This window comes from Pseudomonas sp. BN102 (assembly GCF_029871245.1).
Taxonomy (GTDB): domain Bacteria; phylum Pseudomonadota; class Gammaproteobacteria; order Pseudomonadales; family Pseudomonadaceae; genus Metapseudomonas.
Map to the genome: position 1 here is coordinate 59,408 of NZ_SSON01000063.1, position 23,641 is coordinate 83,048.

The window sequence follows — 23,641 nt, forward strand, 5'->3', positions numbered from 1 at the left end:
ATGGGCCTGCGCAAATTCCTCGACCGGATCGAGCACAACTTCGAGCAGGGTGGCCGCTATGAAAAGTGGTACGCGCTCTATGAGGCGGTGGATACCTTCTTCTACCGCCCGGGCAGCGTGACCCACACCACAGCCCACGTGCGTGACGGCATCGACCTCAAGCGCATGATGATTACCGTCTGGCTCTGCACCTTCCCGGCCATGTTCTTCGGCATGTGGAACGTCGGCTACCAGGCCAACCAGGTGTTCGCCCAGAACCCCGAGCTGCTGGCCGCCCAGGAAGGCTGGCGTTTCGCGCTGATCGGTTCCCTGGCGGGCTTCGATCCCGGCAGCCTGTGGGACAACTTCATCCAGGGCGCCGCCTGGTTCCTGCCGATCTATGCGGTGACCTTCATCGTCGGCGGTTTCTGGGAAGTGCTGTTCGCCTCCATCCGCCGCCATGAAGTAAACGAAGGTTTCTTCGTCACCTCTGTGCTCTTCGCCCTGACCCTGCCGCCGAGCATCCCGCTCTGGCAGGTGGCCCTGGGCATCAGCTTCGGCGTGGTGCTGGGCAAGGAAGTCTTCGGCGGTACCGGCAAGAACTTCCTCAACCCGGCCCTGGCCGGCCGCGCCTTTCTCTTCTTCGCCTACCCGGCGCAGATTTCCGGGGACGAGGTCTGGACCGCGGTGGACGGCTTCGCCGGCGCCACCTCGCTCAGCCTGGGCGCCGCGGGCGGCGTAGAGAACATCGTCGGTCACGGCATCAACTGGATGGACGCCTTCCTCGGCACCATCCAGGGCTCCATCGGCGAGACCAGCACCCTGGCCATCCTGATCGGCGGCGGTGTGCTGCTGATCACCCGCATCGCCTCCTGGCGCATCGTCGCTGGCGTGATGCTGGGCATGATCGCCACCAGTTGGCTGTTCAATGCCATCGGCTCGGAAACCAACCCCATGTTCGCCATGCCCTGGCACTGGCACCTGGTCCTGGGCGGCTTCGCCTTCGGCATGATGTTCATGGCCACCGACCCGGTGTCCGCCGCCATGACCGATACCGGCAAGTGGCTGTTCGGCGCCTTGATCGGCCTGATGGCGGTGCTGATCCGCGTGGTCAACCCGGCCTTCCCGGAAGGCATGATGCTGGCGATCCTGTTCGCCAACCTGTGTGCGCCGTTGCTCGACCATTTCGTCGTCCAGGCCAATATCAAGCGGAGGCTGGCACGCAATGGCTAAGCAAGAATCAACAATCCGCACGCTCATGGTTGCCCTGGTGGTCTGCCTGGTGTGTTCCGTGTTCGTCGCCGGCGGCGCCGTGGCGCTCAAGCCCGTGCAGGTGGAGAACCGCGAGCTGGACAAGCAGCGCAGCATCCTCGCCATCGCCGGCCTGGCGCAGCCCGGCATGTCCGGCGAGGAGATCAGGAAGCTCTATGCCGAGCGCATCACCGCCAAGGTGGTCGACCTCGCCAGTGGCGACATCAGCGACGAGATCCAGGCCGCCGGCTTCGACCCGCTGAAAGCCGCCAAGGACCCGGCGCTCTCGGATGCCTTGCCGGCCGAGCAGGACATCGCCTCCATCAAGCGCCGCGAGCGCCTCAGCACCGTCTACCTGGTAGAGGAGGGCGGCAAGCTGGAGACCCTGATCCTGCCGGTACGCGGCTATGGCCTCTGGTCCACCCTCTACGGCTTCCTGGCCCTCAAGGGCGACCTCAATACCGTGGTCGGCCTCGGCTTCTACCAGCACGGCGAGACCCCGGGGCTCGGCGGCGAGGTGGACAACCCGAAATGGAAGGCGATGTGGAACGGCAAGAGCCTGTTCGATGAACAGGGCCAGCTGGCGATCCAGATCATCAAGGGCAGCGTCGACGCGCAGTCGCCGAACGCCAGCCACCAGGTCGATGGCCTGGCCGGCGCCACGCTGACCAGCAAGGGCGTCCACAACCTGCTGCATTTCTGGCTGGGCGAGAACGGCTTCGGCCCCTTCCTGGCCAAACTGAACAACGGGGAGGCATAAGCATGGCGCAACCCACTATCCGTCAGGTCCTGCTGGACCCGATCCTGCACAACAACCCCATCGGCCTGCAGATCCTCGGCATCTGCTCGGCCCTGGCGGTGACCTCCAACCTCAAGACCGCGCTGGTGATGTCCATCGCCCTGACATTGGTGACCGGCTTCTCCAACCTGTTCATCTCGATGATCCGCAGCCAGATCCCCAGCTCGATCCGCATGATCGTGCAGATGGTGATCATCGCCTCCCTGGTGATAGTCGTGGACCAGGTGCTCAAGGCCTACGCCTTCAGCCTGTCCAAGCAGCTCTCGGTGTTCGTCGGGCTGATCATCACCAACTGCATCGTGATGGGCCGCGCGGAAGCCTTCGCCATGGCCAACCCGCCGCTCCTGTCTTTCTTCGATGGCATCGGCAACGGCCTGGGCTACAGCGCGATGCTGATCGTCCTCGGCATCGTTCGCGAGCTGTTCGGCGCCGGCAAGGTGCTGGGCCACGAAGTGCTGCCGGTGATCAACGACGGCGGCTGGTACCAGCCCAACGGCCTGCTGCTGCTGCCGCCCTCGGCCTTCTTCCTGATCGGCCTGATCATCTGGGCCCTGCGCAGCTGGAAGACCGAGCAGAAAGAGGCGCCGGCCTACCGCATCGCACCCCAGGTATCCAACAAGGAGGCCTACTGATGGAGCACTACGTCAGCCTGTTCGTGAAGGCCGTGTTCGTCGAGAACATGGCCCTGTCCTTCTTCCTCGGCATGTGCACCTTCATCGCCATCTCGAAGAAGGTGGAAACCGCTATCGGGCTCGGCATCGCGGTGATCGTGGTGCAGGCCATTACCGTGCCGGCCAACAACCTGCTCTATACGCTCCTGCTCAAGGACGGCGCCCTGGCCTGGGCCGGCCTGCCGGAGGTGGACCTCTCCTTCCTCGGCCTGCTCAGCTACATCGGCGTGATCGCCGCCATCGTGCAGATCCTCGAGATGCTGCTCGATAAGTACGTGCCCTCGCTCTACAACGCCCTCGGCGTGTTCCTGCCGCTGATCACGGTGAACTGCGCCATCATGGCTGGCTCCTTGTTCATGGTGGAGCGCGACTACAACCTCGGCGAGAGCGTGGTCTACGGCGTCGGCTCCGGCTTCTCCTGGGCCCTGGCCATCGCACTGCTGGCCGGCATCCGCGAGAAGCTGAAATACAGCGACGTGCCCGAGGGCCTGCAAGGGCTCGGCATCACCTTCATCACCATCGGCCTGATGTCCCTCGGCTTCATGTCGTTCTCCGGTGTGCAGCTCTAAGGAACGGACATGCTGAGTTTCGAAATCTTCCTCGCCATCGGCATGTTCACCGCCATCGTCCTCGCGCTGGTGGTGATCATCCTGGCAGCCCGCGCCAAGCTGGTATCCAGCGGCGACGTGAACATCCTGATCAATGGCGAGCGGACAGTCACCGTCCCCGCCGGCGGCAAGCTGCTGCAGACCCTGGCGGCGAACGACATCTTCCTGTCCTCTGCCTGCGGTGGCGGCGGAACCTGCGCCCAGTGCAAGTGCATTGTCGAGAGCGGAGGCGGCGAGATGCTGCCCACCGAGGAGTCCCATTTCACCCGGCGCCAGGCGAAGGAGGGCTGGCGCCTGTCCTGCCAGACCCCGGTCAAGCAGGACATGCAGATCGAAGTGCCGGAAGAGGTCTTCGGCGTGAAGAAGTGGGAGTGCACGGTGGAGTCCAACCCCAACGTCGCCACCTTCATCAAGGAGCTGACCCTGCGCCTGCCGGAAGGCGAAAGCGTGGACTTCCGCGCCGGCGGCTATGTGCAGCTGGAGTGCCCGCCCCACGTGGTGGCCTACAAGGACTTCGACATCCAGCCCGAATATCGTGGCGACTGGGACAAGTTCAACCAGTGGAAGTACGTGTCCAGGGTCGAGGAGACGGTGATCCGCGCCTACTCCATGGCCAACTATCCGGACGAGAAAGGCATCGTCAAGTTCAACATCCGCATCGCCTCGCCGCCGCCCGGCAAGGATGACCTGCCGCCGGGGCAGATGTCATCCTGGGTGTTCAACCTCAAGCCGGGCGACAAGGTCACAGTCTACGGGCCCTTTGGCGAGTTCTTCGCCAAGGACACCGACGCCGAGATGATCTTCATCGGTGGCGGCGCGGGCATGGCGCCCATGCGCTCGCACATCTTCGACCAGCTCAAGCGTCTCAATTCCACGCGCAAGATCAGCTTCTGGTACGGTGCGCGCTCCCTGCGCGAAGCCTTCTACACCGAAGAATACGACCGGTTGCAGGCGGAGAATCCGAACTTCCAGTGGCACCTGGCGCTGTCTGACCCGCAGCCGGAAGACAACTGGACTGGCCTGAAGGGCTTCATCCACAACGTGCTTTACGAGAACTACCTCAAGGACCACCCGGCTCCCGAGGATTGCGAGTTCTACATGTGCGGTCCGCCGATGATGAACGCCGCGGTGATCAAGATGCTGCTGGATCTCGGTGTCGAACGGGAGAACATCCTGCTGGACGACTTCGGTGGCTAGAACGACTGTGCTGCTGCTCTCGGCCAGCCTGTTGCTGGCCGGCTGCGGCGATCGCCTCGAGCAGTTCGGCGGCCCGACCATGGGCAGCAGCTACTCGGTGAAGTACGTGCGCAGCGCTTCCGGCCCCACGGTGGAGCAGGCACGCGGCGAGGTGGAAGGAATCCTGGCGGAGATCGACCGGCAGATGTCCACCTACCGTGCGGACTCCGAGGTGGAGCGCTTCAATGCCTTGCCGGCCGGCAGCTGCATGGCACTGCCGGCGCCCATGCTGGAGCTGGTGGCCTTCGCCGGCGAGCTGTCGAAGGACAGCGGCGGCGCCTTCGACATGACGGTGGAGCCGCTGCTCAACCTCTGGGGCTTCGGCCCGCAATCCCGTGGCGAGCAGGTCCCCAGCGCCGAAGCCATCGCGCAAGCGCGCGCCCAGGTCGGCCAGCAGCACCTGTCCATCCGCGGGCAGGAGCTGTGCAAGGATGCGGCGGTGCAACTGGACTTCAACAGCATCGCCGCCGGCTACGCGGTGGATCGGGTCAGCGCGCGCCTGGCGGAACTGGGCGTCGCCGGCTCCCTGGTGGAAATCACCGGCGAGCTCAAGGCTGTGGGGCGCAAGCCCGACGGTTCGCCCTGGCGCATCGCCATCGAGGCGCCACGGGACGATCGCCAGGTGGCGCAGAGGATCGTCTCGCTGGACGGACTCGGGGTTTCCACCTCCGGCGACTATCGCAACTACTTTGAACAGAGCGGCAAGCGCTATTCGCACACCCTCGATCCCAAGACCGGTGCTCCCATCAGCCACAAGCTGGCGGCGGTCACGGTGGTGGACCCATCGGCGCTGCGTGCCGATGGCCTGTCGACCCTGCTGATGGTGCTGGGGCCGGAGGCGGGCAAGTACTACGCTGAAGCGAACGACATCGCCGCCTTGTTCGTGACCCGGGAGGGCGAGGCTTTCGTCAGCCATGGCAGCAGCCGTTTCCGGCAGCTGTTCGACAAACAGGAGAACTGATCATGACCTTCCTGCTGGTTTTCCTGGTCATGCTGCTGGTGGTGCTGGGCATGGCCGTCGGCGTGATCATGGGGCGCAAGCCCATCGCCGGGTCCTGTGGCGGCATCGCCAACCTCGGCATCGAGAAGGAGTGCTCCATCTGCGGCGGCGATCGCCAGAAGTGCGAAGAAGCGCAGCAGGGCGATGTAGTGGATTCAAAGCTCGCCTACGACGCGACCAAGCGCTAATGTGCAGCGCCAAGCGGCTCGACTAGTCTGCACGCCAGTTCAAGATTCCCCGGCGGATCGCCGAAACAGGTTCCGAATTCCGTGGTGTCGTTCACCGCGGACCTTGCCGGGGGCGCCAGAGGGCGCCCCGGCCCGTTATGAGGAGTAAGCATGGCTGTCTACAACTACGACGTAGTGGTGCTGGGTTCCGGCCCGGCGGGTGAGGGCGCGGCGATGAACGCCGCCAAGGCCGGGCGCAAGGTGGCGGTGGTGGACAACCGCCCGCTGGTCGGCGGCAACTGCACTCACCTCGGCACCATCCCGTCCAAGGCCCTGCGTCACTCGGTGCGGCAGATCATGCAGTACAACACTAACCCGCTGTTCCGCCAGATCGGCGAGCCACGCTGGTTCTCCTTCCCTGACGTGCTGAAGAGCGCCGAGCGGGTGATCTCCAAGCAGGTGGCTTCGCGCACTGGCTTCTACGCGCGCAATCGCGTCGACGTGTTCTTCGGCACTGCCAGCTTCTCCGACGAGCAGACGGTGGAAGTCGTCTGCGCCAGCGGCGTAGTAGAAAAGCTGGTGGCCAAGCAGGTCATCATCGCCACCGGCTCGCGCCCCTACCGCCCGGCGGATGTCGATTTCAACCATCCGCGCATCTACGACAGCGACACCATCCTCAGCCTGACCCATACGCCGCGCCGCATCATCATCTACGGCGCCGGGGTGATCGGCTCCGAATACGCCTCGATCTTCAGCGGTCTGGGCGTGTTGGTTGACCTGATCGACAACCGCGATCAGTTGCTCAGCTTCCTCGACGATGAGATCTCCGACGCCCTCAGCTACCACCTGCGCAACAACAACGTGCTGATCCGTCACAACGAGGAGTACGAGCGCATCGAGGGTCTGGAGAACGGGGTGATCCTGCACCTGAAGTCCGGCAAGAAGATCAAATCCGACGCGTTGCTCTGGTGCAATGGCCGCACCGGCAACACCGATCGCCTGGGGTTGGAGAACATCGGCATCAAGGTCAACAGCCGTGGCCAGATCAACGTCGACCAGTACTACCGCACCGAAGTCGGCAATATCTTCGCAGCTGGCGACGTGATCGGCTGGCCGAGCCTGGCCAGTGCCGCCGCAGACCAGGGGCGCTCGGCCGCCGGTAGTGCGGTGGAGAACGACAGCTGGCGCTTCGTCGACGACGTGCCCACCGGCATCTACACCATTCCGGAGATCAGCTCCATCGGCAAGAACGAGCGCGAATTGACCCAGGCGAAGATCCCCTACGAAGTGGGCAAGGCCTTCTTCAAGGGAATGGCCCGTGCGCAGATTTCTCATGAACCGGTGGGCATGCTGAAGATCCTCTTCCACCGCGAGACCCTGGAAATCCTCGGCGTGCACTGCTTCGGCTACCAGGCCTCGGAGATCGTCCATATCGGCCAGGCGATCATGAACCAGAAGGGTGAGGCGAACACCATCAAGTACTTCATCAACACCACCTTCAACTACCCGACCATGGCCGAGGCCTATCGGGTGGCGGCGTTCGATGGCCTCAACCGGCTTTTTTGAGCGGCACCGGCCGGGCGCCTGAGCCGGCCGGGGGGGACCCTCTCGACGATCCGCGCACCTGGCGCTGGCCGAACCGGGAGAGCTTCTGATCAGGCGACGTCTAAAGGAAAACCGGCCCCTTGCGGGCCGGTTTTTCTTTTGAGGGTTGGGGTGGCGGCGAGCTGATCCTGATTGCGCGCGATGGCCGCCCTGCAGGGCCCGCGTAGGGGGAAATCCAAGAGGTGGATTTCCACCGCCAGCGCACGCCTTGGTAGGGTGCGTGTTAAGGACAGTCCACCCGGACAACACGGATCCGAACCGTAGGGTGCGCCATGCGCACCGCGACAGAGTCCGGGTCAGACCCAAATCGGTGCGGCGCACCCTACTGATAAAGCGCGTGCCGGGGCTGAGGGGCCTCAGCGAATCCCGACGGTGGTACTGGCCAATCCGGGGAAGTCGGTGATGATGCTGTCCACGCCGAAGTCGGCGAGTCGACGCATCAGTGCCGGCTCGTTGACGGTCCATACCGACACGTGCAGCCCTTCCTTCTGCGCCTTTAGCAGGCGTTCCGGGGTGCAGAGGGTCCAGTTCAGTGCCAGCAGCTCGCAGCCGTGGTTCTTGGCCACCTTCAGCGGGTCGAGCCAGGCATATTCCGCCACCAGGCCGCGAGACAGTTTCGGCGTCAGCCGGTTGAGCGCGCGCAGGACCTCGCGCGAACTGGAGGTGACCGTCACCTTGTCCGCCAGGCCATGACGCTCGACCAGCTCCTGGATCGCCAGCACGGTCCGCGCGGCCCGCACCCTTGATGCGCTCTTCACTTCCAGCTGCCAGTGTTCGAACTCGCACTGCTCGAACAGGGTCGCCAGGCGCGGGACGGGGCAGGGCTGGTTCCAGCCCGGACCGCCCAGGCGGGCGTCATAGCTCTCCAGCTCCTCGGCGTCGTGTTCCGATACCTTGCCGCGGCGCCCGGTGGTGCGCTTCAGGCTGGAGTCGTGGATCACCATCAGCTCGCCGTCGCGGGACAGGTGCAGGTCCAGTTCGCAGCGCTTCACGCCATGTGACAGGCAGCGCTGGAAGCTGGCCAGGGTGTTCTCCGGGCATTCGCCCTTGGCGCCTCGATGGCCGTATATCAGGGTCACTTGTATTCCCTTGGTGCTCTGGGTTGATGGTGGCGGACGCTGTCGACGACTTGTCCGCTTTCGAAGTAGACGGAAAATTCACGATAGTCCCAGCGGCTGATCGGCGGCTTGCCGACCGCTGGGTGTTCCTGGTCGGGCAGGCCGAAACGCTCCAGCACGGTGCGCTGGCTTTCACCACGGGCGGGCAGGGAAAGCCCCGGGTCGCCCTGGTCGCCGACAGGGATCTCGATGGTCCCGGCGGCGGCGGGCAACGCGAGGAGGAGGCAGCTCAGCAAAAGGCCGGGGCGCGTCATGCGAGGTCTCAGGCGGGCGGGGAGGAGCGCTCGCGGGCCTCGCGTCTCTGCTGGGCCTGCTTCTGCAATATGTGTCGCGCCAGCAGCTGGCGCTGGGCGTCTGTCTGGGTTTCGAACTCGGTGCCTATGTCGAACTGGCCGTCGGCGCGCACCTGGCTGTGGATCACCACGGCCTGCATCAGCAGGCCGAGTGCCTGGGGCATCAGCACCATCTTGAGCGCCAGCCGGGTGCCGGGTTCGATGGGTTCCGGACTGGTGAAGCTGACACCGCCTTCGGACAGGGTCACCTGACGCGCCGGGCCGATGTCGCGCAACAGACTCTGCGCCAGAGCCTGGCCGAGCAGGTCGATGCGCTTGTTGATCACCTTGAGGTAACTGGCCAGGGTGCGATCGCGTTCGTGGATATGCCGCAGCAGGTGCTGGGATTCGAAGTCCATCACGTGCAGATCGCTGAGCAGGCTGAACAGCGTCGAGGCGTTGTCGGCGCTGCCTTCCCCAGCTGTTTCACCCTGTTGCAATGGGCGAAATTCCAGTGCGATCGAATCTTCGATGCGGTAGTATTCGCGGCGGTCATCCGCGTCTCGTGTCGACATGGCGAACCCATGGCAGCAGTGGTGGTCGAAGAGCTGTTCAGTATCTCGCGAGCCCGTTTGCAGCGCCGCCCAGCGACGTAGCAGATCATGAACAGAATTTGAGTGTAAACGCTGCTCGCCAAGGCCCGCCACAAGGACGTCTCTTCTTTCGCCAGCGAACCTCACTCCCATGTTCAGACCGCTGTCCCTGTACATAGGCGCCCGCTACACGCGCGCCAAGCGCCGCAACTACTTCGTCTCCTTCATTTCCCTCACTTCGATGATCGGCCTCGCCCTGGGCGTACTGGTGATGATCCTGGTGCTTTCGGTCATGAACGGCTTCGACCACGAGATGCGTACCCGCGTCCTGGGCATGGTGCCCCACGCCACCGTGGAGTCCGCCGTACCCATCAATGACTGGCGCAAGCTGGCCGAAGGCGTCGCCCGCCACTCCGAGGTGAAGGCGGTGGCGCCCTACACCCAGGTCCAGGGCCTGCTGACCGCCGACGGCAAGGTGCAGAAGGTGCTGGTCAACGCCGTCGACCCGCAGGAAGAGGCCAAGGTCTCCATCATTGGCGACTTCTTCCGCCAGGGCAGCCTGGCGGAGCTCAAGGCCGGCGAGTTCGGCATCGTCATCGGCGACAAGGCCGCCACCAAGCTGGGGGTCGGACTGGGCGACAAGGTCACCTTCGTACTGCCGGAGGTGGCCGTGACCCCCGCCGGCGTATTCCCGCGCATGAAGCGCTTCACCGTGGTCGGCATCTTCCATGTCGGCGCCGGTGAGCTGGATGGCTACCTGGCCATCGCCAACCTCTCCGACGTCGCCCGCCTCAAGCGCTGGAAGCCTGACCAGGCGCAGGGCCTGCGCCTGAAGCTCGGCGACCTGTTCCAAGCGCCCCAGGTGGCCTGGCAGATTGCCGGCGAACTCCGGGGCGAGGATTTCTACGCCCGCGACTGGACCCGTACCCACGGCAACCTCTACCAGGCGATCAAGATGGAGAAGGCCATGATCGGCCTGCTGCTGCTGCTGATAGTCGCGGTGGCCGCCTTCAACATCATTTCCACCCTGGTGATGGTGGTGACCGACAAACGCGGTGACATCGCCATCCTCCGCACCCTGGGCGCCACGCCGCGGCAGATCATGGGTGTGTTCATGGTCCAGGGCACCGTCATCGGTGTGGTCGGCACCCTGATTGGCGCCGTGCTGGGCATCCTCGCGGCGCTGAACGTGAGCGACGCCATCGCCCTGCTGGAGCGGCTGCTGGGGCACAAGTTCCTCAACGCCGACGTCTACTTCATCGATTACCTGCCATCCCAACTGATGGCCGAGGATGTGGTGCTGGTCTGCTCGGCCGCACTGGTCCTGAGCTTCTTCGCCACCCTTTACCCCGCCTGGCGTGCCGCGCGCACCCAGCCAGCAGAGGCTTTGCGCTATGAGTAACAAGGCAGTCCTGAGTTGCCGCAACCTGGGCAAGAGCTACGACGAAGGCCCGCAGTCCGTGGAGGTGCTGTCCGGCGTCGAGCTGGAGTTGCATCCGGGAGAGCGGGTGGCCATCGTTGGCAGTTCCGGCTCCGGCAAGAGCACCCTGTTGAACATGCTGGGTGGCCTGGATACCCCGAGCAAAGGCAGCGTCTGGCTGGCCGGCGAGGAGTTGTCCTCCCTCAGCGAAACCGCCCGCGGCCTGCTGCGCAACCGCGCCCTGGGTTTCGTCTACCAGTTCCACCACTTGCTGCCGGAGTTCACCGCCCTGGAGAACGTCTGCATGCCGCTGCTGATCGGCCGCACTGCCATCAGCGAAGCGCGCCAGCGGGCCACGGCGCTACTGGAGCGCGTGGGCCTGGGCCATCGCCTGTCGCACAAGCCGGCCGAGCTGTCCGGCGGCGAGCGCCAGCGTGTGGCCATTGCCCGTGCCCTGGTCAACCGGCCGGCGCTGGTGCTGCTCGACGAGCCCACCGGCAACCTCGACCAGCACACCGCTCACGGCATCCAGGAGCTGATGCTGGAGCTGAACCGCTCCTTGCAGACCGCCTTCCTGGTGGTGACCCATGACCTGCAGCTGGCCCACCAGATGGACCGGGTGCTGCGCCTGGAAGAAGGCCGACTGGTGGCTGCCTGAGATGTTCAGACCTCTCTCGATTTTCATCGGCACGCGCTATACCCGCGCCAAGCGCCGTAACCACTACATCTCCTTCATCTCGCTGACCTCGATGATCGGCCTGGCCTTGGGTGTACTGGCCATGATCGTGGTGCTCTCGGTCATGAACGGTTTCCAGAAGGAAATGAGTTCGCGCATCCTCGGTATGGTCTCCCATGCCACGCTGAGTGCCGAGCGGCCCCTGGACGACTGGCGGCGGGTGGCCGATGCCGCCATGAAGCATCCGGAAGTGGTGGGCGCGGTGCCCTTCGCCGAGCTGGAGGGCATGCTTTCGTTCAAGGGCATGATGCAGCCGGTGCAGATCAACGGCATCGATCCCCAGCAGGAAACCAAGGTTTCCATCATCGGCCAGCACATGGTGCAAGGCGACCTGGATGATCTGAAGCCGGGCGAGTCCGGCATCGTCATCGGCGAGATAACCGCGCGGCGCTTCCGCCTCAATGTCGGCGACAAGTTGACCCTCATCGTCCCCGAGGTGAGCAGCGCACCGGGTGGCATCACCCCGCGCATGCAGCGCCTCAACGTGGTGGGCGTGTTCAAGGTCGGTGCCGAGCTGGACAGTTCCCTGGCGCTGATCAACGTCACCGACGCCTCGGCCATCCAGCGCCTGAAGGAGGGCCAGGTGCAGAGCGTGCGCATCGCCCTGAAGGATCTCTACCTGGCCCCTGAGGTCTCGCAGCAGATAGTCGCCGAACTGGGCCTGGGCTATCGCGCCGACGACTGGACCCACACCCAGGGCAGCCTGTTCAGCGCCATGAAGATGGAGAAGACCATGATCGGCCTGCTCCTGCTGCTGATCGTGGCCGTCGCCGCCTTCAACATCATCGCCACCCTGATCATGGTCGTCGCCGACAAGCGCGCGGACATCGCCATCCTCCGCACCTTGGGGGCTACGCCGCGGCAGATCATGGCCGTATTCATGGTCCAGGGCAGCGTAATTGGCACCGTCGGCACCCTGATCGGCACCGTACTGGGCATCATCACCGCCCTCAACGTCAGCCAGTGGATAGCCGCCCTGGAACGCGCCAGCGGCCGGCAGATCTTCAGCTCCGACGTCTACTTCGTCAGCTACCTGCCGTCCGAGCTGCAGGTGAGCGACGTGGTGCTGATCTGCGTCGCAGCACTGGTGCTGAGTTTCCTCGCCACTCTCTACCCGGCCTGGCGCGCAGCCCAGACCCAGCCCGCCGAGGCCCTTCGCTACGAATAGGGGCTGGCGCACGCAACGAAAAACGCCGCATTCGATGCGGCGTTTTTCATTTCAGCGGCTGGCTTCCCGTCGCGCTTTCTGGCGCTTGCGCCAGCTGTGTCCGACCCACCAGCGCCAATAAAGCATGGTCAGCATGTAGCCCAGGGCGCCGACCAGTACGCCGCAGACCAGGGAACCTAGGAGAAAGGGCTGCCAGAGAGAGGAAAGCTCCTGGGTGATCCAGTCCCACGTCAGTTGGTCCGGTAGGGCGCGGGGAGAAATCTGCATGATCCAGGCACCCATCTTGTAGGTGCAGTAGAAGACCGGCGGCATGGTGATGGGGTTGGTCAGCCAGACCAGGCCGACGGAGATCGGCAGGTTGGCACGGACCAGGATGGCCAGGCCGGCGGCCAGCAGCATCTGCATGGGAATCGGCACGAAGGCCGCGAACAGGCCCATGGCCATGGCACGCGCGACCGAATGGCGATTGAGGTGCCAGAGGTTCGGGTCGTGGATCAGGTTGCCGAGAAAACGCAGGGACTTGTGTTCCCTGATGGTGTCCGGATTCGGCATGTAGCGTTTGAAGATACGACGCGGCATGGGCGGTCTCTGGCGGACGAAAGCGCCGGGTATTATGCACGCAAAGATATGACATCGCCGGGTCACTTTGTGTCGGCGGATTAACAGGGTGAAGCGCCAGCCGGATTGCTTGGCGCACCGTGGAGCAGGAAATTGCCACGGCGCCCGTCCCAGGGAAGGGGGAATGAAATGCCCATGGTTTCGGGCCTGGTCGCGCTTGCCGCCGGCCTTCTTCTATTGCGCTGGTTGCCCAGCCTGCCGCCGGTCTGGTGGCTGTATCTGCAGTTGCTTCTCGGTCTCCTGCTGCTCATGGGGCGCGCCTGGCGCCTGGGGTTTTTCCTGCTCGGGCTCGGCTGGGCCTGCCTGAGCGCCCAGTGGGCGCTCGACGACCGGCTGGACCCGGCGCTGGACGGCCAGGTGCGCTGGCTGGAGGGCAGAGTGGTGGGCCTGCCCGGCGCAGTTGATGGCGTGGTGCGCTTCGAACTGGAGGAAATCGAGTCCGCGAGGGCACGGCTGCCGACGCGCCTGCGACTGTCCTGGCGCGATGGTCCGCCATTGCTGGCCGGCGAGCGCTGGCGCCTGGCGGTCAGGCTCAAGCGTCCACGCGGGCTGGTGAATCCGGCGACTTTCGACCATGAGGCCTGGCTGCTGGCGCGGCGGATAGGCGCTAGCGGCTCGGTCAAGGCCGGCCAGCTGCTGCAGCCCGCCAGCGGCGCCGCCGCCTGGCGCGATGGCCTGCGCCAGCGCCTGTTGCAGGTGGACCCCCATGGTCGGGCGGGAGGGCTCGCCGCTCTGGTGCTGGGGGATGGCTCCGGGCTGCAGGACCGGGATTGGCGCCTGTTGCAGGACACCGGAACCACCCACCTGATGGTGATCTCCGGCCAGCACATCACCCTGTTCGCCGGCGTGCTCTATGGCCTGGTGGCCGCCTTGGCGCGATTCGGCCTCTGGCCGCGGCGCCTGCCCTGGTTGCCCTGCGCCTGTGCCCTGGGCCTGGCCGGCGCCCTCGGGTACGGGCTGCTGGCGGGCTTCGATGTACCGGTCCGCCGGGCTTGCGTGATGATCGCGGTGGTCCTGCTCTGGCGCCTGCGTTTTCGCCATCTGGGCCTGCTCACGCCCTTGCTCGCCGCACTCTGCATCGTGCTGTTGGACGAGCCCCTGGTGGTGCTGCAGCCGGGCTTCTGGTTGTCCTTCGGTGCGGTGGGTCTGATGATCCTGACCTTCGCCGGCCGCCTCGGCGCCTGGCGCTGGTGGTGGACCTGGTGGCGCGCCCAGTGGGTCATGGGGCTGGGGCTGATGCCCCTGCTGCTGGCCCTGGCCCTTCCCATCAGTCTCAGCGGGCCCCTGGCCAATCTCCTGGCAGTGCCCTGGGTCAGCCTGGTGGTGCTGCCGCCGGCCCTCCTGGGTACGGCGTTGCTGCCCATTCCGCTGGTGGGCGAAGCCTTGCTCTGGCTGGCCGGGGGTGCACTGGAACTGCAGTTCCAGGTGCTCGCCTGGGCGGCGGCGCGCCTGCCGGCCTGGATACCGGCCCAGGTGCCGCTCTGGGCGTGGTTGCTGGGAGCATTGGGCACCCTGCTGGTGATCGCGCCGGCCGGCTTGCCACTGCGCACCCTTGGCCTGGCCTTGCTGTTGCCCATGCTATTCCCGCCGCTGGCCCGTCCCGAGCCCGGCCAGGCGGAGGTCCGTGTGCTGGATGTAGGGCAGGGATTGTCGGTGCTGGTGCGGACCCGCGAGCACGCGCTCCTCTACGACGCGGGGCCGCGCCAGGGTGACTTCGATATCGGCGAGCGGGTGGTGGTGCCGGCCCTGCGCGGCCTGGGGGTGACCCGGCTGGACCTGATGCTGATAAGCCACGCCCATCTCGATCACGCCGGCGGTGCCCTGGCGGTAAGGCGGGGGCTGGTCGTCGATAGGGTGCTCAGTGGCGAGGCCGGGCGCTTGCCGGAAGGACTCGGCGCCACGCCATGCACGGCCGGGGACGCCTGGACCTGGGATGGGGTGTCGTTCCGCGTCTGGCACCAGCCCTGGTTCGGTGACAGCAACGAAAGCTCCTGTGTGCTGGCCATCGAGGCCAACGACGAACGCATCCTGCTCAGCGGTGATATCGGCGCCCGTGGTGAGGCGGCCTGGATCGCCAGTGGCCAGCCACTCGCGGCGCGCTGGCTGGTCGCGGGTCACCACGGCAGCCGCACATCCTCCTCCAGCTTCTTCCTGCGTGCCGTGGCGCCGCAAAAGGTCCTGATCTCACGCGGCCATCAGAATGCTTTCGGGCATCCCCATCCGTTGGTCGTTTCACGCATCCGCGCCTTGCCGGCAGTAATCCACGATACGGCGGCTGAGGGGGCCCTGCTGCTGCGCCTGGGCGCCCATGGCGAGATTGAAAACGAGCGAGAAAAGTCTGTGTTCTGGAGGGAAAAATGAGAACGGCGGCGGTCGGCGCGGGCACGACCCTATGCTAGAGTGGCGCCACTTTTCCGAAGGGGATTTCCTACCGTGTGGGAGTTGGTCAAAGCCGGTGGCTGGATGATGCTGCCGATCATTCTGTGTTCCATCGCCGCCACCGCGATCGTTGCCGAACGGCTGTGGACGCTGCGCATCAGCCGGGTTTCGCCGCCGCACCTGCTGGGCCAGGTCTGGCGCCAGATCAAGGACAAGCAACTAAACGGCCAGAAGCTCAAGGAGCTGCGCGCTTCCTCGCCTCTGGGCGAAGTCCTGGCCGCCGGCCTGGCCAACTCCAAGCATGGTCGCGAGATCATGAAGGAGTGCATCGAAGAGGCGGCCAGCCGGGTCATCCATGAACTGGAGCGCTACCTCAACGCCCTGGGTACCATCGCCGCCATGGCGCCGCTGCTGGGTCTGCTGGGCACGGTGTTCGGCATGATCGATATCTTCGGCGGCTTCATGGAAAACGGCATGGCCAATGCCCCGGTGCTGGCCGGCGGTATCGCCAAGGCCCTGGTGACCACCGCCGCGGGCCTGATAGTCGCTATCCCGGCGGTCTTCTTCCATCGCTACCTGCTGCGCCGCGTAGACGAACTGGTGGTGGCCATGGAGCAGGAGGCGATCAAGCTGGTGGAAGTGGTCCAAGGTGACCGCGAAGTCGACTTCGCAGAGGAAGCCAAAGCGTGAAGTTCCGCCGCCGGGCGGGCAATGTCGCCCGCGAAGAGGTGTTCCTCAACCTGACTTCGTTGATCGATGTGATCTTCGTGTTGCTGCTGTTCTTCGTGGTGACCACTACCTTCAGCAAGCCCAGCCAACTGAAGATCGAGCTGCCTGAAGCCGTCAGCGGCACGCCGCCCCAGGAAACCGAACTGAAGACCCTGGAGCTGAGCATCGCCGCCGATGGCCAGTACGCGCTCAACGGCCAGAACCTGGTCAATAGCGACCTGGCCACCCTGATCGCCGCCCTGGGCCGCGAATCCGAGGGTGACAACAGCCTGCCGCTGGTCATCACTGCCGATGCCCGCACTACGCACCAGTCGGTGGTAACCGCAATGGATGCCGCCGGCAAGCTGGGCTTCAGCCACCTGCGCATGACCACCATAGAGAACGACGCGGCCAAGCCCTGATGGCGCTCTCCGACCGTCTGCTGGATGCCTGGTACCAGGGCCATCCGGCCCTTGGCCTGCTTCGGCCATTGGAATGGCTCTATCGCCGGGTGGCGCAACGCAAGCGCGCCACCTTCCTGGCGGGGCAGGGCGGTTACCGGCCGCCGGTGCCGCTGATAGTGGTCGGTAATATCACCGTCGGCGGCACCGGCAAGACGCCCATGATCCTCTGGCTGATCGAACACTGCCGGGCCCGCGGGCTGCGCGTCGGCGTGGTCAGCCGCGGCTATGGCGCCAAGCCGCCGCAACTGCCCTGGCGGGTGCGTGCCGAGCAGGGCGCCAAGCTGGCCGGTGACGAACCCTTGCTTATCGTGCGGCGCAGTGGCGTGCCGTTGGTGATTGACCCGGATCGCTCCCGCGCGGTGCAGGCCCTGCTCGAGCAGGAAGAGCTGGACCTGGTCCTCAGCGACGACGGCCTGCAGCACTACCGCATGGGCCGCGACCTGGAACTGGTGCTGATCGACGCTGCCCGTGGCCTGGGCAATGGCCGCTGCCTGCCGGCCGGGCCGCTGCGTGAGCCGCCGGAGCGACTGGAGTCGGTGGATGCGGTGCTGCGCAATGGTGCCGAGGCCGATTCCGCCGAGGGTTTCTCATTTCAATTGCACCCAGCCGAGTTGGTCAATCTGCGCAGCGGCGAGCGCGTCGGCCTGGATCACTTCGCCCCCGGGCAGGCCGTCCATGCGGTCGCTGGGATCGGCAATCCCCGGCGTTTCTTCAGGACCCTGGAGGCGCTAAACTGGCGGCCGATTCCGCACGCCTTCGCCGATCACGCTGTCTACAGCCCCGCCGCCCTGGATTTCGCGCCTCCGCTGCCAGTGCTGATGACCGAGAAGGATGCGGTGAAGTGCCGGGCCTTCGCCGCCGCCGACTGGTGGTACCTGGCGGTCGATGCCGCCCCCTCGACGGCATTCGTCGCCTGGTTCGACGGGCAATTGGCCCGCCTGCTGCCGGACCGCTTCTAACTACAGGTAGCCCTCGGGCTGCCGCCTCAAGGATTGCCCCATGGACCCGAAACTCCTCGATATCCTCGCCTGCCCCCTGTGCAAGGGCCCGCTGAAGCTGGCCGACGACAAGAGCGAACTCATCTGCAAGGCCGATGCCCTGGCTTTCCCGGTGCGTGATGGCATCCCGGTGATGCTGGAAGGTGAGGCCCGCACGCTCAACGTCGACGAGCGGCTGGACAAATGACCCAGGCCTTTACCGTCGTCATCCCCGCCCGCTACGCGTCCACCCGCCTGCCGGGCAAGCCGCTGCAGGACATCGCCGGCAAGCCGATGATCCAGCACGTCTGGGAACAGGCGCGGCGCAGCACCGCCCAGCGAGTGGTGGTAGCAACCGACGATGCGCGCATAGTCGAAGCTTGCCTGGCCTTCGGCGCCGAGGTGCTGCTGACCCGTGTCGACCACAACTCCGGCACCGACCGCCTGGCCGAAGTGGCCGGCCAGTTGGGCCTGCCCGCCGATGCCATTGTGGTCAACGTGCAGGGCGACGAGCCGCTGATCCCGCCGGCCATCATCGACCAGGTGGCGGCCAATCTGGCGGCCCATCCGGAAGCCGGCATTGCCACCCTGGCCGAGCCGATCCGGGACGTCCAGGCGCTGTTCAATCCCAATGTGGTCAAGGTGGCCGCCGACCTCGATGGCCTGGCCCTGACCTTCAGTCGCGCGCCCTTGCCCTGGGCCCGCGACGCCTTCGCCGCCAGCCGCGACCAACTGCCCGCCGACGTGCCCTATCGCCGTCACATCGGTATCTATGCCTATCGCGCCGGCTTCCTCCATGACTTCGTCGCCTGGGGGCCTTGCTGGCTGGAGAACACCGAGTGTCTGGAGCAGCTGCGTGCGCTCTGGCACGGCGTAAGAATCCATGTGGCCGACGCCCAGGACGCCCCGCCCGCCGGTGTCGATACCCCGGAAGACCTGGAGCGCGTCCGGCGCCTGCTGGGGGCCTGATGCGCGTTCTCTTCGTTTGCCTTGGCAATATCTGCCGTTCGCCCACCGCCGAAGGCGTGCTGCTGCACAAACTGCGTGAAGCGGGCCTGGCCGCAGCGGTGCAGGTGGACTCGGCCGGCACCGGCGACTGGCATGTGGGCAAGGCGCCGGATGCCCGGACCCGCGTGGCTGCCCAGCGTCGCGGATATGACCTTTCGCAGCTGCGCGCGCGCCAGGTGGCCGCCGAGGATTTCGGCCGTTTCGACCTGATCCTGGCGATGGACGAAAACAACCTGGCCAACCTGCGTGGTCTGCGGCCCGCCGGCGCCGGCGCTGAGCTGGATCTCTTCCTGCGCCGTTACCAGTTGGCGCTGGACGAGGTCCCCGATCCCTATTACGGCGGCGAGGAAGGCTTCGAGGCGGTGCTCGACCTGGTGGAGCAGGCCTGTGACTCGCTGATCCTGGAAATAAAGGGGCGCCTGTGAGCCTGGTCCTGCACGAGAACCTTTCCCTCAAGCCCTACAACACCTTCGGCGTCGACGTGAAGGCGCGGCTGTTCGCCGAAGCCGGCAACGACGACCAGGTGCGAGAGGCCCTGGTCCTGGCTGTCGAGCGTGGTCTGCCGCTGCTGCCCATTGGTGGCGGCAGCAACTTGCTGCTGACCCGTGATGTCGATGCCCTGGTGCTGCGCATGGCCAGCCGCGGTATCCGCATGCTCAGCGATGATGGGGTGGATGTGCTGCTGGAAGCCGAGGCGGGAGAGCCCTGGCATCCCTTGGTGCTCTGGAGCCTGGAGCAGGGGCTGGGCGGTCTGGAAAACCTCAGTCTGATTCCCGGCACCGTCGGTGCCGCGCCGATGCAGAACATCGGCGCCTACGGCGTCGAACTGAAGGATGTGTTTGGCGGGCTCACCGCGCTGGACCGCGAAACCGGCGAGCTACGGGAATTCGGCCTGGCCGACTGCCAGTTCGCCTACCGCGATAGCCTGTTCAAGCGCGAGCCGGGCCGCTGGCTGATCCTGCGCGTGCGTTTCAACCTCAGCCGCGCGCCGCAACTGCACCTGGACTACGGCCCGGTGCGCCAACGCCTGGAAGCCGAAGGGACTGCCGCACCTACTGCCAAGGATGTCAGTCGCGCCGTCTGCGCCATTCGCAGCGAGAAGCTGCCGGATCCCATGGAGCTGGGCAATGCCGGCAGCTTCTTCAAGAACCCCCTGGTCAGCGCTGGGCTGGCGGAGCGGCTCAAGTCCCAACATCCCGACCTGGTGGCCTATCCCCAGGGCGATGGCCTGGTGAAGCTGGCCGCCGGTTGGCTGATCGAGCGCGCCGGCTGGAAAGGCTTCCGTGACGGCGATGCCGGCGTGCATCGGCTGCAGGCCTTGGTGCTGGTGAACTACGGCGCCGCCACCGGTAACCAGCTCCATGCGCTCGCCCAGCGCATTCGTGCGGATATCGTGGCGAAGTTCGGGGTGGAACTGGAGATGGAGCCGAATCTGATTTGATCGGGATTCGACAGGGGACGAAAGAGCCGGCCTGATGGCCGGTTTTTTTGATGGTGGCCGGTTGGGGGCGGGGCCTTCGTTGTAGGGGCGAATTCATTCGCCAAGGGCGGCGAAGCTGCCCCCTGCAGTCTCCCGATGGCAGACCTTCGGCCTGCTTGGCGAATGAATTCGCCCCTACTGAAAAGCAGTTCGCCCCTTTCCCACAAAAAAAGCCCCGCATCGCGGGGCTTCTTCAGGGCTGCCGAGACTCAGCGGTATTCGCAGAGGTAAGCGGTATCCTGGGCCACTTTCAGCTGGAACTTGCTGTTGGCCGGAACAGTGAACTTGCTGCCGGCGGCGAAGGTTTCCCAGCTATCGCTGCCCGGCAGCTTCACGGTCAGGGCGCCGGCGATGACGTGCATCACTTCCAGCTGGCTGGTGCCGAACTCGTACTCACCGGCGGCCATCACGCCGATGGTGGCCGGGCCTTCGTTCATTGCGAAGGCGATGGATTTGACGGTGCCGTCAAAGTATTCGTTGACCTTGAACATGCTGGGCTCCTGGATGGGGTCTGAAAGGGCCCGACAGTATGCCCAAGGCGGGTGTCAGCGTCACTAGTTGCCAAGGGTTCAGGCCGGCAGCACCAAGGGCAGCAGGCGAGCGGTGTTGCGCGCGTCCTCCAGGGCGCGGTGCTGCTGACCCTGGAAGCTCAGGCCGGCCAGTTGCAGCGCTGCATGCAGGCCAACGGCGCGCTTGAGCTGGCGCACTTCGGCGAAGCGCTGCTTGAGGTTGAGGTGGGGCACCGCGGCCAGCAGGCTGTCCAGGCCGTGCAGGTGCCATTCCTGCTCCAGTTGGCGGCGGTCGTAGTCGCCCCAGCTCGCCCAGCCCGCCAGGCGCGGCCCGTGGTGGCCGAGCCAGCGTTCAAAGGCCGGCCAGACCTGGGGCAGGTTCGCCGCGCCATCCACGTCAGCCTGGTTGATATGGGTGAGCTGGCGGCAGAAACCGGTCAGACAGGGGCGCCGCAAAGGCCGCACGAAGCGCTGGAAATGGTCCACCTCATGGCCGTCGGCGCGAACCAGGGTGGCGCCGATCTCGATAATCTCCATTTCTTCCAGAGGCCAGCCACCTTCTTCGGTAGTGGCTTCCAGGTCTATCACCAGCCAGTGCGGCATGCGGGTCTCCTTGGGGGCGGACGGTTGGCCGGCCTGGAGCGAGTATGGTGGCGCTTTCGCGGGTCGGCAAACTGCGTGTTAGGCTTTCCGGCAAGTCGACGAAGGAGAACAACAATGGCTGAAGTAGCGTTCATCGGGTTGGGGGTGATGGGCTTCCACATGGCTGGGCACCTGGCCTGCGAAGGTCATTCGGTGCGGGTCTACAACCGCTCTCCGGCCAAGGCCGAGCTGTGGAGCGACGAGTTCGCCGGGGATGCCTTCGCCACGCCGCGCGAGGCGGCAGAGGGGGCGGAGTTCGTGATGGTCTGCGTCGGCAACGACGACGACCTGCGCGCGGTACTCCTGGGCGCGGATGGCGCCTTCGCCGGCATGGCGCCCGGCGCGGTGCTCGTGGATCACACCACGGCATCGGCGGATGTGGCGCGGGAAATGGCGGTCCTAGCCGCCGAGCGCGAACTGGGCTTTCTCGATGCGCCGGTTTCCGGCGGCCAGGCGGGGGCCGAGGCGGGCATGCTGTCGGTGATGGTGGGTGGCGAGCAGGCCTTCTACGACCGCGCGGCGCCGGTGATCGAAAGCTACGCCAAGATGGTCCGCCGGATGGGTCCGGTGGGCAGCGGCCAGCTGACCAAGATGGTCAACCAGATCTGCGTGGGCGGGCTGTTGCAGGGGCTCGCCGAAGCCCTGCATTTCGCCCAGTGCGCTGGGCTCGACGCCACAGCGGCGATGGAGGTGATCAGCAAGGGCGCCGCGCAGTCCTGGCAGCAGGAGCATCGCCATCAGACCATGCTGGAGGGCGCCTTCGATTTCGGCTTCGCCGTGGACTGGATGCGCAAGGACCTGTCCATCGTCCTGGACGAGGCAGCGCGCAACGGCGCGCAGTTGCCGGTGACGGCGCTGGTGGATCAGTTCTATGCCGAGGTCCAGGCGATGGGTGGCGGGCGCTGGGATACTTCCAGCCTCATCGCCCGACTGAAAAGACCCGGCTAGCTCCGGAAGGTGAAACAGGCGACCCCCGGCATGAACGAGGGGCTCTGTGCTGAGCGGTGCACAAGCCTGGTCGGGGGCTGATTCTCAAGGAAAGGGGCGAGCCATGGCGGTCTGGCGTGGGTTGGGTTTCGCGGCTCTGGTGCTGCTCGGGGTGCTGGTTGCGGCCCTGCGCACCATGGAGGCCAGGCACCTGAGGCCGGTGATCGCGGAACTGCACCTGCCGCCGGCCTTCGCGGTGGCGCGCGATTTCGACTTCGGGCGTTACCGGCTGTCCTGGCTCGGGCAGGGGTTCCGCGTGCATCCTCAGGGACGTCCGGAGAAAGCACTTTGGGGCGCGACGGGCGGCTTCCTGGCGGCGGGCGTCGGTCGTGCCGAGGGTGGCAGTCGCTGGCGCGCGGGGGAGTTGCGCGACCGGCGCGAGCTGCTCTGTCGCGAGCAGAGCCTGGAAGCCTTCGAGCGGCTCGGTTTACAGCTGCTGCTCAAGGGCCACCTGCGCTGCGCCGACGGCAGCCTGAGCAGCTATGCGCTGGCCCTGCAGGACGATGGCGAGCGGGGTCTGGTGCTTTCCGTCACGCTGGGCGAACCGCGGCTGAATCGCCTCTACCTGGCCTGGCATCGGGATCCGGATGAGCATTTCTTCGGCTTTGGCGAGCGGTCCGGCACCTACGACCTGTCCGGCCGCCGCCTTGCCATTGCCGGGGCCGGCAGTCAGCAGTCGGCCGCGGTGGAGGAGGGCGGCGGGAGCGGCGGAGCGACCCTCGGCTTCTACTTCACCTCCCGTTTGCGCGCCTTCTACAGCCAGTCCGCCGCCTATCAGGTGTTCGACCTGCGGGATGGGCAGCGTGTGGGGCTGGAGGTCCACGAGGGGCGGTTAATGGCGCGCATCTACAATGGCGACAGCCAGGATGTGCTGCTGGCGCGCCAGGCTTCAGTGGTCGGGACTCTGCCAACGGCGCCCGGGCCCAAGTAAAATGCGCCTTTCCATTGCCCTGCCCCTATCGTTCGAGGTCCATCACCATGCTCTGCCGCGCCGGCTGCGGTGCCTGCTGCATAGCGCCATCCATAAGCTCCCCCATACCCGGCATGCCGACTGGCAAGGCTGCGGGGGAGCGATGCCTGCACCTGTCCGCTGAAAACCTCTGCCTGCTGTTCGGTGACCCGCGTCGGCCGGCGGTTTGTGGTGCCTTCGACGCCGATCCCGAGGTCTGTGGCGACAGCCGGGAGGAGGCGATACGGCTGCTCGGCTGGCTGGAGCAGGCGACCTCGGTGGCCTAACACATTGTCC

General features: G+C 65.7%; 28 protein-coding genes. 22 read left to right on the forward strand and 6 right to left on the reverse strand.

Annotation, left to right across the window (positions count from 1 at the left end; translation table 11 throughout):
• The 8 genes from E8F12_RS12700 to sthA all read left to right on the forward strand — a co-directional run bounded on the left by E8F12_RS12700 (position 1) and on the right by sthA (position 7,277).
• Positions 1 to 1,212, forward strand: a complete 1,212-nt coding sequence (locus E8F12_RS12700; RefSeq protein WP_280325607.1) for an NADH:ubiquinone reductase (Na(+)-transporting) subunit B — start codon at positions 1 to 3, stop codon at positions 1,210 to 1,212.
• The gene (locus E8F12_RS12705) at positions 1,205 to 1,990 is read left to right on the forward strand and encodes a Na(+)-translocating NADH-quinone reductase subunit C (protein ID WP_280325608.1); all 786 of its coding nucleotides are present in this window, start codon (positions 1,205 to 1,207) and stop codon (positions 1,988 to 1,990) included. Before E8F12_RS12700 ends, E8F12_RS12705 begins: the two co-directional genes overlap by 8 nt.
• On the forward strand, positions 1,987 to 2,661 hold the full coding sequence (locus tag E8F12_RS12710; RefSeq protein ID WP_280325672.1) for an NADH:ubiquinone reductase (Na(+)-transporting) subunit D: 675 nt from the start codon (positions 1,987 to 1,989) through the stop codon (positions 2,659 to 2,661). The genes E8F12_RS12705 and E8F12_RS12710 overlap by 4 nt, the downstream gene beginning before the upstream one ends.
• On the forward strand, positions 2,661 to 3,269 hold the full coding sequence (gene nqrE / locus E8F12_RS12715) for an NADH:ubiquinone reductase (Na(+)-transporting) subunit E (protein ID WP_280325609.1): 609 nt from the start codon (positions 2,661 to 2,663) through the stop codon (positions 3,267 to 3,269). The genes E8F12_RS12710 and nqrE overlap by 1 nt, the downstream gene beginning before the upstream one ends.
• A 9-nt stretch (positions 3,270 to 3,278) precedes the next feature.
• Positions 3,279 to 4,505 carry an NADH:ubiquinone reductase (Na(+)-transporting) subunit F gene (gene nqrF / locus E8F12_RS12720; protein ID WP_280325610.1) on the forward strand — a complete coding sequence of 409 codons (1,227 nt, stop codon included), beginning with the start codon at positions 3,279 to 3,281 and terminating at the stop codon, positions 4,503 to 4,505.
• Positions 4,498 to 5,505: an FAD:protein FMN transferase gene (locus E8F12_RS12725; RefSeq protein ID WP_280325611.1), complete on the forward strand. Its 1,008-nt coding sequence runs from the start codon at positions 4,498 to 4,500 to the stop codon at positions 5,503 to 5,505. The genes nqrF and E8F12_RS12725 overlap by 8 nt, the downstream gene beginning before the upstream one ends.
• Before the next feature lie 2 nt (positions 5,506 to 5,507).
• Complete coding sequence (gene nqrM, locus E8F12_RS12730; protein ID WP_280325612.1) at positions 5,508 to 5,732, forward strand: (Na+)-NQR maturation NqrM; 225 nt, start codon at positions 5,508 to 5,510, stop codon at positions 5,730 to 5,732.
• 150 nt (positions 5,733 to 5,882) lie between these two features.
• Entirely contained in the window at positions 5,883 to 7,277 is a 1,395-nt protein-coding gene (sthA, locus tag E8F12_RS12735; protein WP_280325614.1) for a Si-specific NAD(P)(+) transhydrogenase, read from the forward strand.
• Between the two features lie 395 nt (positions 7,278 to 7,672).
• Here the strand turns inward: sthA and E8F12_RS12740 are convergent, their stop codons facing one another.
• From E8F12_RS12740 to E8F12_RS12750, 3 genes are read right to left on the reverse strand one after another with little or no spacing between them, the layout of a single operon-like run.
• On the reverse strand, positions 7,673 to 8,395 hold the full coding sequence (locus E8F12_RS12740) for a glycerophosphodiester phosphodiesterase (RefSeq protein WP_280325615.1): 723 nt from the start codon (positions 8,393 to 8,395) through the stop codon (positions 7,673 to 7,675).
• Complete coding sequence (locus E8F12_RS12745) at positions 8,392 to 8,688, reverse strand: phosphodiesterase (RefSeq protein ID WP_280325616.1); 297 nt, start codon at positions 8,686 to 8,688, stop codon at positions 8,392 to 8,394. The genes E8F12_RS12740 and E8F12_RS12745 overlap by 4 nt, the downstream gene beginning before the upstream one ends.
• Before the next feature lie 8 nt (positions 8,689 to 8,696).
• A complete protein-coding gene (locus E8F12_RS12750; RefSeq protein ID WP_280325617.1) occupies positions 8,697 to 9,281 on the reverse strand; it encodes a PilZ domain-containing protein in 585 nt (194 codons plus the stop codon).
• Positions 9,282 to 9,450: 169 nt separating this feature from the next.
• Between E8F12_RS12750 and E8F12_RS12755 the strand changes: the two genes are divergently transcribed.
• From E8F12_RS12755 to E8F12_RS12765, 3 genes are read left to right on the forward strand one after another with little or no spacing between them, the layout of a single operon-like run.
• Positions 9,451 to 10,701: a lipoprotein-releasing ABC transporter permease subunit gene (locus tag E8F12_RS12755; protein ID WP_280325618.1), complete on the forward strand. Its 1,251-nt coding sequence runs from the start codon at positions 9,451 to 9,453 to the stop codon at positions 10,699 to 10,701.
• Complete coding sequence (gene lolD / locus E8F12_RS12760; protein WP_280290778.1) at positions 10,694 to 11,377, forward strand: lipoprotein-releasing ABC transporter ATP-binding protein LolD; 684 nt, start codon at positions 10,694 to 10,696, stop codon at positions 11,375 to 11,377. The genes E8F12_RS12755 and lolD overlap by 8 nt, the downstream gene beginning before the upstream one ends.
• Position 11,378: 1 nt before the next feature.
• The gene (locus tag E8F12_RS12765) at positions 11,379 to 12,623 is read left to right on the forward strand and encodes a lipoprotein-releasing ABC transporter permease subunit (RefSeq protein WP_280325619.1); all 1,245 of its coding nucleotides are present in this window, start codon (positions 11,379 to 11,381) and stop codon (positions 12,621 to 12,623) included.
• Between the two features lie 51 nt (positions 12,624 to 12,674).
• Here E8F12_RS12765 and E8F12_RS12770 read toward each other — a convergent pair whose 3' ends face one another.
• Positions 12,675 to 13,202 (reverse strand): DUF2062 domain-containing protein, encoded by a 528-nt coding sequence (locus E8F12_RS12770; protein ID WP_280325620.1) that lies wholly within the window; start codon positions 13,200 to 13,202, stop codon positions 12,675 to 12,677.
• A 168-nt stretch (positions 13,203 to 13,370) separates the two neighbouring features.
• Between E8F12_RS12770 and E8F12_RS12775 the strand changes: the two genes are divergently transcribed.
• The 8 genes from E8F12_RS12775 (at position 13,371) to murB (ending at position 20,218) form a co-directional block, all read left to right on the forward strand.
• Positions 13,371 to 15,602, forward strand: coding sequence for a DNA internalization-related competence protein ComEC/Rec2 (locus E8F12_RS12775; RefSeq protein ID WP_280325621.1), 2,232 nt, complete (start codon positions 13,371 to 13,373; stop codon positions 15,600 to 15,602).
• Positions 15,603 to 15,674: 72 nt separating this feature from the next.
• On the forward strand, positions 15,675 to 16,310 hold the full coding sequence (locus tag E8F12_RS12780; RefSeq protein WP_179059993.1) for a MotA/TolQ/ExbB proton channel family protein: 636 nt from the start codon (positions 15,675 to 15,677) through the stop codon (positions 16,308 to 16,310).
• Entirely contained in the window at positions 16,307 to 16,750 is a 444-nt protein-coding gene (locus tag E8F12_RS12785) for a biopolymer transporter ExbD (protein WP_280325622.1), read from the forward strand. The genes E8F12_RS12780 and E8F12_RS12785 overlap by 4 nt, the downstream gene beginning before the upstream one ends.
• Positions 16,750 to 17,751, forward strand: coding sequence for a tetraacyldisaccharide 4'-kinase (gene lpxK / locus E8F12_RS12790; RefSeq protein ID WP_280325623.1), 1,002 nt, complete (start codon positions 16,750 to 16,752; stop codon positions 17,749 to 17,751). Before E8F12_RS12785 ends, lpxK begins: the two co-directional genes overlap by 1 nt.
• Before the next feature lie 40 nt (positions 17,752 to 17,791).
• A complete protein-coding gene (locus E8F12_RS12795) occupies positions 17,792 to 17,977 on the forward strand; it encodes a Trm112 family protein (RefSeq protein ID WP_077525327.1) in 186 nt (61 codons plus the stop codon).
• Positions 17,974 to 18,738: a 3-deoxy-manno-octulosonate cytidylyltransferase gene (kdsB, locus tag E8F12_RS12800; protein WP_280325625.1), complete on the forward strand. Its 765-nt coding sequence runs from the start codon at positions 17,974 to 17,976 to the stop codon at positions 18,736 to 18,738. The genes E8F12_RS12795 and kdsB overlap by 4 nt, the downstream gene beginning before the upstream one ends.
• Positions 18,738 to 19,202: a low molecular weight protein-tyrosine-phosphatase gene (locus E8F12_RS12805; RefSeq protein WP_280325626.1), complete on the forward strand. Its 465-nt coding sequence runs from the start codon at positions 18,738 to 18,740 to the stop codon at positions 19,200 to 19,202. The genes kdsB and E8F12_RS12805 overlap by 1 nt, the downstream gene beginning before the upstream one ends.
• Positions 19,199 to 20,218, forward strand: coding sequence for a UDP-N-acetylmuramate dehydrogenase (gene murB / locus E8F12_RS12810; protein ID WP_280325627.1), 1,020 nt, complete (start codon positions 19,199 to 19,201; stop codon positions 20,216 to 20,218). The genes E8F12_RS12805 and murB overlap by 4 nt, the downstream gene beginning before the upstream one ends.
• Before the next feature lie 248 nt (positions 20,219 to 20,466).
• On the opposite strand, the gene E8F12_RS12815 is transcribed toward murB, so the two are convergent.
• Positions 20,467 to 20,748, reverse strand: coding sequence for a pyrimidine/purine nucleoside phosphorylase (locus tag E8F12_RS12815; protein ID WP_280325628.1), 282 nt, complete (start codon positions 20,746 to 20,748; stop codon positions 20,467 to 20,469).
• 78 nt (positions 20,749 to 20,826) lie between these two features.
• Positions 20,827 to 21,369, reverse strand: a complete 543-nt coding sequence (locus tag E8F12_RS12820; protein ID WP_280325629.1) for an exonuclease domain-containing protein — start codon at positions 21,367 to 21,369, stop codon at positions 20,827 to 20,829.
• Positions 21,370 to 21,483: 114 nt separating this feature from the next.
• Here E8F12_RS12820 and E8F12_RS12825 point away from each other — a divergent pair, with 114 nt between their 5' ends.
• The 3 genes from E8F12_RS12825 to E8F12_RS12835 all read left to right on the forward strand — a co-directional run bounded on the left by E8F12_RS12825 (position 21,484) and on the right by E8F12_RS12835 (position 23,631).
• Complete coding sequence (locus E8F12_RS12825) at positions 21,484 to 22,356, forward strand: NAD(P)-dependent oxidoreductase (protein ID WP_280287313.1); 873 nt, start codon at positions 21,484 to 21,486, stop codon at positions 22,354 to 22,356.
• 103 nt (positions 22,357 to 22,459) lie between these two features.
• Complete coding sequence (locus E8F12_RS12830) at positions 22,460 to 23,326, forward strand: hypothetical protein (RefSeq protein ID WP_280325630.1); 867 nt, start codon at positions 22,460 to 22,462, stop codon at positions 23,324 to 23,326.
• Between the two features lie 47 nt (positions 23,327 to 23,373).
• On the forward strand, positions 23,374 to 23,631 hold the full coding sequence (locus tag E8F12_RS12835; RefSeq protein ID WP_280325631.1) for a YkgJ family cysteine cluster protein: 258 nt from the start codon (positions 23,374 to 23,376) through the stop codon (positions 23,629 to 23,631).
• Positions 23,632 to 23,641 lie beyond the last annotated feature (10 nt).